11 protein-coding genes are annotated in these 11978 nt (G+C 46.2%); 1 reads left to right on the forward strand and 10 read right to left on the reverse strand.

What is annotated here, in order from left to right; translation table 11 throughout:
• Positions 1-136: 136 nt before the first annotated feature.
• Together purD and purH are read right to left on the reverse strand one after the other, a co-directional pair.
• Complete coding sequence (purD, locus tag AB6D06_RS18365; protein WP_372111298.1) at positions 137-1426, reverse strand: phosphoribosylamine--glycine ligase; 1290 nt, start codon at positions 1424-1426, stop codon at positions 137-139.
• A 133-nt stretch (positions 1427-1559) separates the two neighbouring features.
• Positions 1560-3170, reverse strand: coding sequence for a bifunctional phosphoribosylaminoimidazolecarboxamide formyltransferase/IMP cyclohydrolase (gene purH, locus AB6D06_RS18370; RefSeq protein WP_372111301.1), 1611 nt, complete (start codon positions 3168-3170; stop codon positions 1560-1562).
• 325 nt (positions 3171-3495) lie between these two features.
• Between purH and zntR the strand changes: the two genes are divergently transcribed.
• Positions 3496-3936: a Zn(2+)-responsive transcriptional regulator gene (gene zntR, locus AB6D06_RS18375; RefSeq protein ID WP_017062704.1), complete on the forward strand. Its 441-nt coding sequence runs from the start codon at positions 3496-3498 to the stop codon at positions 3934-3936.
• An 88-nt stretch (positions 3937-4024) separates the two neighbouring features.
• On the opposite strand, the gene fis is transcribed toward zntR, so the two are convergent.
• The 8 genes from fis to AB6D06_RS18415 all read right to left on the reverse strand — a co-directional run bounded on the left by fis (position 4025) and on the right by AB6D06_RS18415 (position 11971).
• Complete coding sequence (gene fis / locus AB6D06_RS18380) at positions 4025-4321, reverse strand: DNA-binding transcriptional regulator Fis (protein ID WP_004729744.1); 297 nt, start codon at positions 4319-4321, stop codon at positions 4025-4027.
• Between the two features lie 23 nt (positions 4322-4344).
• Complete coding sequence (dusB, locus tag AB6D06_RS18385; protein WP_032546269.1) at positions 4345-5313, reverse strand: tRNA dihydrouridine synthase DusB; 969 nt, start codon at positions 5311-5313, stop codon at positions 4345-4347.
• Positions 5314-5453: 140 nt separating this feature from the next.
• A complete protein-coding gene (gene prmA / locus AB6D06_RS18390) occupies positions 5454-6341 on the reverse strand; it encodes a 50S ribosomal protein L11 methyltransferase (protein WP_017055901.1) in 888 nt (295 codons plus the stop codon).
• A gap of 170 nt (positions 6342-6511) precedes the next feature.
• Positions 6512-7855, reverse strand: a complete 1344-nt coding sequence (gene accC, locus AB6D06_RS18395; protein WP_102429029.1) for an acetyl-CoA carboxylase biotin carboxylase subunit — start codon at positions 7853-7855, stop codon at positions 6512-6514.
• 15 nt (positions 7856-7870) lie between these two features.
• A complete protein-coding gene (gene accB / locus AB6D06_RS18400) occupies positions 7871-8323 on the reverse strand; it encodes an acetyl-CoA carboxylase biotin carboxyl carrier protein (RefSeq protein ID WP_017062707.1) in 453 nt (150 codons plus the stop codon).
• A 74-nt stretch (positions 8324-8397) separates the two neighbouring features.
• On the reverse strand, positions 8398-8847 hold the full coding sequence (gene aroQ / locus AB6D06_RS18405; RefSeq protein WP_010435475.1) for a type II 3-dehydroquinate dehydratase: 450 nt from the start codon (positions 8845-8847) through the stop codon (positions 8398-8400).
• Positions 8848-9170: 323 nt separating this feature from the next.
• Positions 9171-11120 carry an acetate--CoA ligase gene (acs, locus tag AB6D06_RS18410; protein WP_372111304.1) on the reverse strand — a complete coding sequence of 650 codons (1950 nt, stop codon included), beginning with the start codon at positions 11118-11120 and terminating at the stop codon, positions 9171-9173.
• Positions 11121-11338: 218 nt separating this feature from the next.
• Positions 11339-11971 carry a 3'-5' exonuclease gene (locus AB6D06_RS18415; RefSeq protein ID WP_017062708.1) on the reverse strand — a complete coding sequence of 211 codons (633 nt, stop codon included), beginning with the start codon at positions 11969-11971 and terminating at the stop codon, positions 11339-11341.
• Positions 11972-11978 lie beyond the last annotated feature (7 nt).

An 11978-nucleotide genomic window follows, 5' to 3' on the forward strand; every position in this document is an offset into this window, starting at 1 on the left:
CACAACGGTATGCTAAGAACAAAAATGCCGTTCACTCTTAAGTGAACGGCATTAGCCTATTGAGGCGCCTTTTTCTGTTATTCACTTGCTGTCATTTGCTTACTGTTATTGGAAAGTAAGCGAGCAACAAGATTGTTTACTGCTCTTGTTCGCGCGCAATCGCACGGTAACCAATATCATTGCGGTGGAACATACCATTCCAGCTAACTTGCTTCGTCAACGCGTAAGCGCGCTCTTGAGCCTCAGAAACCGTATTGCCCAGTGCTGTTGCACAAAGTACACGACCGCCGTTTGTCACAACGTCGCCAGCTTCATTATTTGTCGTACCCGCGTGGAAAACCTTTTGGCCTTCAACTTCGCTTGTTGGTAGTGAAATAACGTCACCTTTTGCGTAGTCAGCAGGGTAACCGCCAGCCGCAAGAACAACACCGATAGAAGCGCGTGGATCCCACTTCGATTCTGCTTCGTCGAGCTTCTCGTCGATAGCCATTAGGCAAAGTTCAACAAGGTCTGACTCCATACGCATCATGATAGGTTGCGTTTCAGGGTCGCCAAAGCGGCAGTTGTATTCGATAACTTTAGGTGTGCCGTCAGTATCGATCATTAGGCCAGCGTAAAGGAAACCTGTGTAAGGTGCGCCTTCTGCGTCCATACCACGTACCGTTGGGTAGATAACTTCCTCAAGGATACGGTTGTGGATTTCTGGAGTTACAACCGGCGCAGGAGAGTAAGCACCCATGCCGCCCGTGTTTGGCCCAGTGTCTTTGTCGCCAACACGTTTGTGATCTTGGCTGGTGGCCATAGGAAGCACGCTAGAGCCGTCAACCATTACGATGAAGCTTGCTTCTTCGCCTTCGAGGAACTCTTCGATAACAACGCGGCTGCCTGCTTCGCCAAAGGCGTTGCCCGCTAGCATGTCTTTGATTGCGTCTTCTGCTTCTTCAAGGGTCATCGCAACGATAACGCCTTTACCTGCCGCAAGACCGTCAGCTTTCACTACGATAGGAGCGCCTTGCTCGCGAACGTAAGCGATAGCTGGCTCAATCTCAGTGAAGTTTGAGTAGTAACCTGTTGGGATATCATGACGAGCTAGGAAGTCTTTAGTGAATGCTTTAGAGCCTTCAAGCTGTGCTGCAGCTTGAGTAGGGCCGAAGATTGGCAAACCTACTTCGCGGAATGCATCAACCACACCGATAACCAATGGTGCTTCAGGGCCCACGATAGTCAGTTCGATTTTTTTATCTTGAGCAAACGCGACTAAACCAGCGATGTCTTCAACGCCGATGTTTACGTTCTCTAGTTTTGGCTCAAGTGCAGTACCTGCGTTACCTGGAGCGATGAATACTGTTTCAACGTTTGGGTTTTGTGCTGCTTTCCAACCTAGTGCATGCTCACGACCGCCAGCACCAATAATCAATACATTCATGTTTTAAACCTTCAATCAAAATTGATAGTAGTAGAACTAAAAAATGTCTGAGCAACACTAAATGATAGTGTTGCTCATCTCGGAGCGCAGCGTTCTCGTTTCCCGTAGCGAAGCGCTCTCGTATCTTTTCTTTCTAGTGGCGGAAGTGACGCATGCCCGTAAAGATCATCGCCATGCCGTGTTCGTCTGCTGCTGCGATAACTTCGTCATCACGCATAGAGCCGCCCGGTTGGATAACACACTTGATGCCAGCCTCTGCAGCCGCGTCGATACCGTCACGGAATGGGAAGAATGCATCTGATGCCATCACACAGCCTTCAACCTGTAGACCTTCGTCTGCAGCTTTGATGCCTGCGATTTTCGCAGAGTAAACGCGGCTCATTTGGCCAGCGCCAACACCAATTGTCATGTCGCCTTTCGAGTAAACGATAGCGTTAGATTTAACGTATTTCGCTACTTTCCAGCAGAATAGAGCATCTTTCAATTCTTCAGCTGTAGGTTGGCGCTTAGAAACCACTTTAAGGTCATCTTCAGACACCATGCCTTGGTCGCGGTCTTGAACTAGCAAACCACCGTTAACGCGTTTAACGTCAAAGCCAGTTGTCTTCGTTGTCCACTCACCACACTCAAGTAGGCGAAGGTTTTTCTTAGCCGCTACGATTGCTACTGCTTCAGCAGAAACTGATGGTGCAATGATAACTTCAACGAATTGACGCTCAGTGATAGCCGTTGCTGTTGCAGCGTCTAGCTCACGGTTGAAAGCGATGATGCCGCCAAATGCAGAAGTTGGGTCTGTTTTGAATGCACGGTCGTAAGCTTCTAGGATGTCTTCACCTAGTGCAACACCACATGGGTTAGCGTGCTTAACGATCACACATGCTGGCTGGTCGAACTCTTTCACACACTCAAGTGCTGCGTCGGTGTCAGCGATGTTGTTGTAAGAAAGGGCTTTACCTTGAATCTGGCGAGCTGTAGAAACTGATGCTTCTTCAGGGTCTGCTTCAACGTAGAATGCGGCTGCCTGGTGGCTGTTCTCACCGTAGCGCATGTCTTGCTTTTTCTCGAACTGTTGGTTGAACGTGCGAGGGAATTTAGACTCTTCGTCAGCCTTCTTTCCTTCTTCATCAAGTAGAGAGGCACCGTAAGATGGAACCATAGTGCCGAAGTAGTTTGCGATCATGCCGTCGTAAGAAGCGGTGTGCTCGAATGCTGCGATAGCGAGGTCGAAGCGAGTCTCTAGTGTTAGAGATTTATCGTTCGTGTCCATTTCAGCGACAACGCGCTCGTAGTCGTGTGCGTTAACAACGATCGTTACGTCTTTGTGGTTTTTCGCTGCAGAGCGAACCATTGTAGGGCCGCCGATGTCGATGTTCTCAACAGCATCAGCAAGGGTACAACCTTCTTTAGCAACGGTTTCTGCGAATGGGTATAGGTTTACAACAACCATATCGATAGGGTTGATACCGTGAGTTTCCATCACGTCATCATCTTGGCCACGACGGCCTAGAACACCACCATGAACTTTTGGGTGCAGAGTCTTAACACGGCCATCCATCATTTCTGGGAAACCAGTGTAGTCAGATACTTCTGTAACAGAGATGCCTTTTTCAGCAAGCAGGCGAGCAGTGCCACCGGTAGATAGGATATCTACACCACGGTTAGCAAGAGCTTGTGCAAATTCAACGATACCAGTTTTGTCTGATACGCTGATTAGAGCGCGGCGAATTGGACGAGCGTTATTCATGCTTCCATCTTCCTCAAATTCATGGGGTTAAAATAAAGATATTTGCCAAAAAAGAACTTGTTTCTATCTTCTTAGCGTGGATTATCTTAGATACCAGTAAGAGATAAAATATTGGCCAGTTTTGGTAAAGACCTTTTGGGTTAGTCTTATGATTAAGCTATAAGATAACCAACTCCAAATTTGATGGCGCAGATTCTAACTAATTTATTACAAAAAAGCTCGCGCAATCGTTTGGCATCTCAAAATTAATTATGAAAAGTGCCATTTCAGCCTGAAAAGTAACGATAAGGTTAATTGTGGAATGGACGAAACAGTAGGAAAAAACATGTTTCAGATCGGTGAATTAGCGAAGCGATGCGGTGTGACAGCCGATACCTTGCGATTTTATGAGAAGAATAACCTGATCGCGCCAGCCAGTCGCAGTGACTCGGGTTATCGCCTATATGATGAAAATAACCAGAAACAGGTGACGTTTATTCTCAAATCTAAAGCGTTGGGGCTGAGTTTGGACGAGATTAAAGAATTGCTTGAGATTCGCCTCGAGGCCACACAGCACAGTTGCGCTGAAGTGAAGTCGATTACCTCAGCAAAGCTAGAGATGATTGATGAGAAGATTACCGAGTTAACTAAGATTCGCACCGCACTTAAAAAGATTAATGATGCGTGTTGTGGTCACGTAGACGATGATGCAAGCCATTGTTCGATTCTAGCAGCCTTGGACTCAGCAAACGTCGACAAAGGTCGCTGCTGTCGCACTGGAGAGTAATCAGCGACTATCACGGATCGACAAGCCAAAAAAAAGCCAAACTCAACAATGAGCTTGGCTTTCAATTCAATAAATTACGAAAGAACGATTAGTTCATGCCGTATTTTTTAAGTTTCTTGCGAAGAGTACCGCGGTTAATACCCATCATGGTTGCTGCGCGAGTTTGGTTACCGCGAGTGTACTGCATGATAGTGTCTAGTAGTGGCTGTTCAACTTCAGCTAATACTAATTCGTATAACTCGCTGACTTCTTGACCGTTTAATTGAGCAAGGTAATTTTTCAATGATGCTTTAACTGAGTCACGTAGTGGCTTCTGCGTGATTTGGTCTTGTGATGTAACTGTAGTTACTGTCAATGCTTCTGAAGTCAGATTTTGTTCGAACATATTCGGTCTAGCTCTTCTCGTAATTATGGTGCAACGTTATCAAAAAAACCTTCTAGCGCTTCAAGCTGCAGATCACCTGCTTCGAATGCGTTGAAGGTACGGCGAAACTCACTCGCTTGTTCATGTTCTTTTAGATACCAACCCACATGCTTACGAGCGATGCGAGGGCCTAAAAACTCTCCATAAAATTCATGTAGAGCGTGCACATGACCAAGCATGATGTCTTTCACTTCCGAAATCGGGAGTGGGTCCATCGTGGTGCCGTTTTCCAAATAGTGTAGGATTTCGTTAAAAATCCAAGGACGTCCTTGGGCAGGTCGACCTATCATTAAAGCATCAGCGCCGGTGTACTCCAGCACAAACTTCGCTTTTTCCGGACTATCGATATCACCGTTAGCGATAACCGGAATAGATACTGCTTGTTTCGCTGCTTTAATGTGTTTGTATTCTGCCTCACCTTTGTACATACAAGCGCGAGTTCTTCCATGGAGCGCAAGAGCTTGTATGCCGCAGTCTTCGGCTATTTTCGCGATTTGGACACAGTTTCTATTGTCTGTATCCCAGCCTGTGCGCGTTTTCAACGTTACTGGAACGTCGACAGCATTGACCACCGCTTTCAGAATGTCTTCAATGAGTTCTGGATGCTGCAGTAAGGCTGAGCCCGCAAGCTTCTTATTCACTTTTTTGGCTGGACAACCCATGTTGATATCGATGATTTGCGCACCGTTATCGACATTAAATTGAGCAGCCTCGGCCATAAGCTGTGGATCTGCACCAGCGATTTGTACTGAACGAATGCCCGATTCGCCTTCATGTACCATACGCTGCTGAGACTTTGACGTTTTCCAAACTTTCGGATTGGAGGACATCATTTCACTGACTGCCATCCCCGCACCGTAGCGAAGACACAACTCACGGAATGGTCTATCCGTTACGCCAGCCATAGGAGCGACGATTAGATTGTTCTTAAGTTGATAATTTCCGATTTTCAAAAATGTCATCACAGTTCTGTACCAGCAAGGGCGCGCATTTTACGCATTTTTTCGCTGCGTGAAAAGACTAATATTTGAGCATTTACAATTTGTTTTTGTAATTTGTTTAAATTTCAGTCAATTAGCGCCCAAAGTCTTGTCTAGCCTTGCTTGCGACCTGAGATTCGACACCATTCTTGTTGTTCGATGATCGGATCAATGTGAAGCTCATCACGATAATAAGTGGCAACATCTTCTGCTTGTGTATCTAAAACACCCGACATCGCAAGTACACCATTTGGCTTAACTAGGCCCTTGATGATGCCAGAAAGGTCGCGTAATGGACCCGCAAGAATGTTGGCAACAACAACGTCTGCTAGCAAACCTTCCGGTTGATCTTGTGGCAAGAACACCTCTAGTTGCTCAGCAACGCCATTGCGTTGTGCGTTGTCTTTTGATGCAAGCAGAGCTTGAGGATCAATGTCGATCCCGATAACTTTTGCTGCGCCTAGTTTGATCGCAGCGATCGCTAGGATGCCTGAGCCACAACCGAAGTCGATCACGGTTTTGCCTGCAAGGTCTAAGCCTTCAAGCCACTCAAGACACAATGCCGTTGTCGGGTGAGTACCTGTACCAAATGCAAGGCCAGGGTCTAGCATTACGTTAACAGCGTCAGGTTCAGGGATATCGCGCCAGCTAGGGCAGATCCATAAACGCTCACCAAACTTCATTGGGTGGAAGTTGTCCATCCATTCACGCTCCCAATCCTTGTCTTCAATTTGCTCTACTTTATGAGCAAAGTCTGCAGGGAACATGTTGCTTGCTTTAATCTGCGCTAGAACGACACCAGTATCAGTCTCAGCGTCGTAAAGCGCGAGAATGTCAGTATCACCCCAAAGGCGAGTTTCGCCTGGCAGAGGCTCAAATACAGGGGTATCTTGTGCATCCAGGAAAGTTACAGAAAGAGCACCAGTCTCTTCCATTAACATGTCGCCGATTTGTTCGGCATTTTCATTGGTAGCATTAAGCTTGATTTGAATCCAAGGCATGGCTGCATCTTCTATATGAGAAAAATTGGATGGCGATTCTAGCAGAAAATATGAGCAAATTCACCAAAACCCCACGGAATATAATGGGGATTAAAGATTGATTTTTTCGGCGGTTCAAAAACAAAAATGCTCACCGAAGTGAGCATTTTGACTGTTCTTAAACGAACGGATTATGACAAACCAAGTTTCTTCTCAAGGTAGTGGATGTTTGCACCACCGTGTTGGAAGTTTTCGTCGTTCATAATAGACAGTTGAAGCTCAGTATTAACGTTAATACCTTCAACAATCATTTCACCCAATGCGTTCTTCATACGAGCGATAGCAACATCACGGTTCTCACCGTAAGTGATCAGCTTACCAATCATTGAATCGTAGTGTGGTGGCACTGTGTAACCCGTGTAGATGTGAGATTCCCAACGTACGCCCATGCCGCCTGGTGCGTGGAAACGTTCAATCTTACCTGGTGAAGGTAGGAAACGAACTGGATCTTCAGCATTGATACGACATTCGATTGAGTGGCCACGCAGCTTAATGTCATCCTGAGTGAATGATAGAGGCTGACCAGCTGCAATACGTAGCTGTTCTTTCACTAGGTCGATACCCGTTACCATTTCAGTAATCGTGTGTTCAACCTGGATACGAGTGTTCATTTCGATGAAGTAGAATTCACCGTTCTCGTATAGGAATTCAAATGTACCTGCACCGCGGTAACCGATCTCAATACATGCACGAGTACAACGTTCGCCAATGTACTTACGCATCTCTTCAGTGATACCTGGAGCTGGCGCTTCTTCCACAACTTTCTGGTGACGACGTTGCATTGAACAGTCACGCTCACCTAGGTGGATAGCATTACCTTGGCCATCTGCAAGCACTTGTACTTCAATGTGACGTGGGTTTTCTAGGAATTTCTCCATGTAAACCATGTCGTTGTTGAAACATGCTTTTGCTTCAGCACGAGTCATCGCGATAGCTTCTGTTAATTCTGCTTCAGAACGAACAACACGCATACCACGACCGCCGCCGCCGCCAGATGCCTTGATGATAACTGGGAAGCCAATGCGTTTAGCGTGCGCTTTGTTTTTCACTTCATCATCATCAAGAGGGCCGTCAGAACCTGGTACACAAGGTACGCCAGCTTTCTTCATTGACGTGATAGCTGACACTTTGTCACCCATCATGCGAATGGTTTCAGCTTTAGGGCCAACGAAGATAAAGCCACTGCGCTCTACCTGTTCTGCAAAGTCTGCATTTTCAGATAGGAAGCCGTAGCCAGGGTGAACAGCTACTGCACCTGTAACTTCAGCTGCGCTGATGATACGAGGGATGTTTAGGTAGCTATCGATACCACGAGCTGGACCGATACAAATGGTTTCGTCTGCAAGCAGTACGTGCTTAAGGTCACGGTCAGCAGTTGAGTGAACCGCTACCGTTTTAATGCCAAGCTCTTTACATGCACGCAGAATACGTAGTGCAATCTCACCACGGTTCGCGATTACTAATTTATCTAACATAATGAGTGCTCTCTATTATTCGATAATTACTAGAGCTTGGTCGAATTCTACTGGTTGACCGTCTTCAACTAGGATAGCTGTTACAACACCAGATTTATCAGCTTCGATTTGGTTCATCATTTTCATTGCTTCAACGATACATAGCGTTTCGCCAGCAGTTACAGATTGACCAACTTTAACGAATGGTTTTGCGTCTGGGCTTGGAGCGCCGTAGAAAGTACCAACCATTGGAGAAAGAACTTGGTGACCAGCTGGAACTGCAGGAGCTGCTGCTTCTGCTGCTACAGGTGCCGCCGCAGGAGCTGCTGCCGCTACAGGTGCTGGAGCAGCTGCATATTGAACAGGTGCTACAGGTGCAGTGCTGTTACGACTGATTCGTACTGACTCTTCACCTTCAGAGATTTCTAGCTCAGAAATACCAGACTCTTCAACCAATTCGATTAGCTTTTTGATTTTGCGAATATCCATTGTTTCTTTCTCTTTATCTGTTAATTGAACTTACTCTATGACTGAGTAGGTTAGTAATAGTTCGTTGTTTATGTTTACTTTGAGTTGAGCTTGCTGAGCGCAGCGGTCAAAGCAAATTGATAACCTTGGGCACCTAAGCCACAAATCACACCTTCTGCTTTATCAGATAGGTAAGAGTGGTGACGGAATGGTTCACGCGCGTGAACATTCGATAGATGAACCTCAATAAATGGTATGGCAACGCCAAGTAGTGCATCACGCAGTGCCACACTGGTATGTGTAAAGGCTGCTGGGTTGATAATAATAAAATCAACATTTTGATAAGCACTATGGATAGCTTCAATCAGTTCGTACTCACGATTTGACTGTAAGTGAGATAGCTCAACATCGTGTGCTTTCGCTTGCTCGGTCAGTGAGCTAATAATCTGGTCAAGTGTTTGAGAACCGTAGTGTGCGGGCTCTCTAAGGCCTAACAGGTTAAGGTTTGGGCCATTTAAAACTAGAATGCGAAACTTTGTAGACATCGTGGGGCTATCTTCCTTTATCGTGTTTACGAACGTGAATGTTGCCATTTTATTGAAAATTTGCGGTTAATTTCCAGTGAGAAAAACCCAAATTTAAAAATTAGAACCAGATTATAGCTAATTCAGCGCAAATCGCAGCAATTTACTGGTCTAATCTCCTATTGATACAGCTTGGAATTGTTACCAACTTAACAAAAAAGCGTCTTAGCCTTAATTTGGGGCGGGATATTTGAGATCAAGATCAGCCATAAAAAAAACCGCCACATAGGTGACGGTTTAGAAAGTGCTGTTTTAAACAGTGATTAGCTGCTGTGACTGGTTGCTTATGCCAGTTCTGCTTTCTCGGCAATCAGCTTATCAACCACACTTGGGTCGGCCAGTGTCGAGGTATCACCTAGGTTACCTGTATCGCCAGTCGCGATTTTACGCAGGATACGACGCATGATTTTACCCGAACGAGTTTTTGGTAGAGAGTCGGTCCAGTGCAGTACATCTGGCGTTGCAATTGGGCCAATCTCTTTACGTACCCAGTCTTTTACTTCTTTATGAAGCTCTGCGGTTGGGAACTCACCATCATTCAGCGTGATGTAAGCGTAAATCGCTTGGCCTTTAATATCATGAGGGATGCCCACAATCGCGGCTTCTGCAATCTTATCGAACGCGACTAGAGCCGATTCAATCTCAGCAGTACCCATACGGTGACCTGATACGTTAAGTACATCATCGACACGCCCCGTAATCCAGTAGTAACCGTCTTCATCACGACGAGCGCCGTCACTGGTGAAGTACATGCCTTTAAAGGTCGAGAAGTAAGTCTGTTCGAAGCGGTCATGATCGCCATGAACGGTACGCATTTGGCCTGGCCAAGAGTCAAGAATCACTAGGTTGCCGTCTGTTGCACCCTCAATGATGTTACCCATGTTATCAACCAGTGCCGGTTGCACACCGAAGAATGGACGAGTTGCAGAGCCCGGTTTCAGGTCTGTTGCGCCTGGTAGCGGTGCAATCAAGATACCGCCCGTTTCTGTTTGCCACCATGTATCAACAATTGGAGATTGCTCATTACCGATTGTTTTGTAGTACCACTCCCACGCCTCTGGGTTGATAGGTTCACCCACTGAGCCCATGATTCTTAGGCTGTCACGAGAAGTACCTTCAACGGCTTCATTGCCTTTCGCCATCAATGCACGAATAGCCGTTGGCGCCGTATAAAGAATATTAACTTGGTGCTTATCGACCACTTCGCTCATGCGGCTGGTGTTCGGGTAATTTGGCACGCCTTCAAACAGAATCGTTTTTGCGCCATTAGCAAGCGGTCCGTAAACAAGATATGTGTGACCGGTAATCCAACCCACATCGGCTGTACACCAGAAAGTCTCGCCTTCTTGGTAATCGAATACGTATTTGAAGGTCATCGCAGCATAAACAAGGTAGCCACCTGTGGTGTGCATAACGCCTTTAGGTTTACCTGTTGAGCCTGACGTATAAAGGATGAATAGTGGATCTTCTGCGTTCATCTCTTCTGGTGGGCAATCTGCAGATACATTAGCAATAGCATCGTGCCACCACACATCGCGATGTTCGTGCCATGCCACATCACCGCCAGTGCGTTTGAATACAACAACCTTCTCGATGTTTTTCACTTCAGGGTTCGTCAGTGCTTCATCGACATTCTTTTTCAGTGGAACAGCACGGCCGCCACGCACGCCTTCATCGGCAGTGATAACGACTTTAGAATTTGAATCGATAATACGACCAGACAGTGCTTCTGGTGAGAAACCACCAAATACGACTGTGTGAACCGCACCGATACGGGTACACGCCAGCATGGCTACTGCCGCTTCTGGCACCATTGGCATGTATAAACAAACCACATCACCTTTGCGCACGCCTTGCTCTTTTAGAGCATTCGAAAACAGGCACACTTCTTTATGCAGTTCATTAAAAGTTAGAGTTTTATCATCTGCCGGGTCATCGCCTTCCCAGATGATAGCGACTTCATCACCGCGCTCAGCAAGGTGGCGGTCGATACAGTTAGCCGAAACGTTAAGCGTGCCATCTTCAAACCAGCGAATATCAATGTGGCCAGGGTCGAAAGAGGTGTTTTTTACTTGTGTGAAAGGTTTGATCCAATCAACGATTTTTCCGTGTTCACCCCAAAAGTCTTCAGGGTCAGAAACAGATTGCTGGTACATGGCTAGGTAAGTGTCATTGTCCGCGTGTGTGGTTGATTTAATATTTTCTTTTACCGGATAAACGTGGGCTTCACTCATTGCATCTCTCCTTGTGCCTACATTCCTAATGAACTGGCAACTTCCTTTGTGTTCAGTTTCTAGGTCTATTACAGAACCGTCTTTGTGTTATCACTCTCGGCTAGGACGGCGATTTCCACAATTAGACTTTAGGATGAGACGCTGCTTTTCACTTACAAAATAGCGAGTTAAGTTCAACTTTGAGATGTTGCTCTCTATGTGAAGCGCCAGTGGTTGAATTAAGAATAAGAAGAGTTGAAACGGGGAAGGTCACCATGTTTCAGGCGCACAAAGATCAGCGCAGCGGAGATAGCGTCTTGTAATGCATCATGTTTATTGACCGGGATAGGTAAATCGAGTTGGCGACAGATGGCGTCCATACTGAGATCAAAATAGGCATTGGGCAGCTGTCTTTCGAGTTTGTCTTGATAGAGTTGGCTCACTTCGACTAATCGGTTAGGCAGTGGAAATCCAAGCTGTTTTAAACAGGCGCGGTCGAGAATTTTTTTATCATAGCGGATGTGATAGCCGACTAAAGGACGATTTCCAATGAAGTTCAGTAGCTCGATTAAAGCCTGTTTTTCTTCGATGCCGTGCTTTAGATCTTGATGACGGATACGGTGGATTTTTATTGAATTGCAATCGAGCGATTGGGGGGCGCGCAACCGGACTTCAAAAGGTTGGCTGGTAATGATTCGGTTACCTATGATCTTGGTCGCGGCAATGGTAACTAATTCTGCCTGATTGGGATCTAGGCTGGTGGTTTCACAATCGAGCGATACATATTCATGATCAATAGGCGCGGTAAACAGAGGCTGATAGAGGGAGCCTTTGAGCTTGTGATGCCAGTAATAGCGAACCAACCTATTCATCGTTCAA

Source organism: Vibrio sp. 10N.239.311.G01 (assembly GCF_041465805.1).
Classification (GTDB): Bacteria; Pseudomonadota; Gammaproteobacteria; order Enterobacterales; family Vibrionaceae; genus Vibrio; species Vibrio crassostreae_C.

Coding starts and splice junctions, on each gene's coding strand:
- purD (WP_372111298.1), bottom strand. CDS start 1,426: ATGAATGTATTGATTATTGGTGCTGGCGGTCGTGAGCATGCACTAGGT.
- purH (WP_372111301.1), bottom strand. CDS start 3,170: ATGAATAACGCTCGTCCAATTCGCCGCGCTCTAATCAGCGTATCAGAC.
- zntR (WP_017062704.1), top strand. CDS start 3,496: ATGTTTCAGATCGGTGAATTAGCGAAGCGATGCGGTGTGACAGCCGAT.
- fis (WP_004729744.1), bottom strand. CDS start 4,321: ATGTTCGAACAAAATCTGACTTCAGAAGCATTGACAGTAACTACAGTT.
- prmA (WP_017055901.1), bottom strand. CDS start 6,341: ATGCCTTGGATTCAAATCAAGCTTAATGCTACCAATGAAAATGCCGAA.
- accC (WP_102429029.1), bottom strand. CDS start 7,855: ATGTTAGATAAATTAGTAATCGCGAACCGTGGTGAGATTGCACTACGT.
- accB (WP_017062707.1), bottom strand. CDS start 8,323: ATGGATATTCGCAAAATCAAAAAGCTAATCGAATTGGTTGAAGAGTCT.
- aroQ (WP_010435475.1), bottom strand. CDS start 8,847: ATGTCTACAAAGTTTCGCATTCTAGTTTTAAATGGCCCAAACCTTAAC.
- acs (WP_372111304.1), bottom strand. CDS start 11,120: ATGAGTGAAGCCCACGTTTATCCGGTAAAAGAAAATATTAAATCAACC.
- AB6D06_RS18415 (WP_017062708.1), bottom strand. CDS start 11,971: ATGAATAGGTTGGTTCGCTATTACTGGCATCACAAGCTCAAAGGCTCC.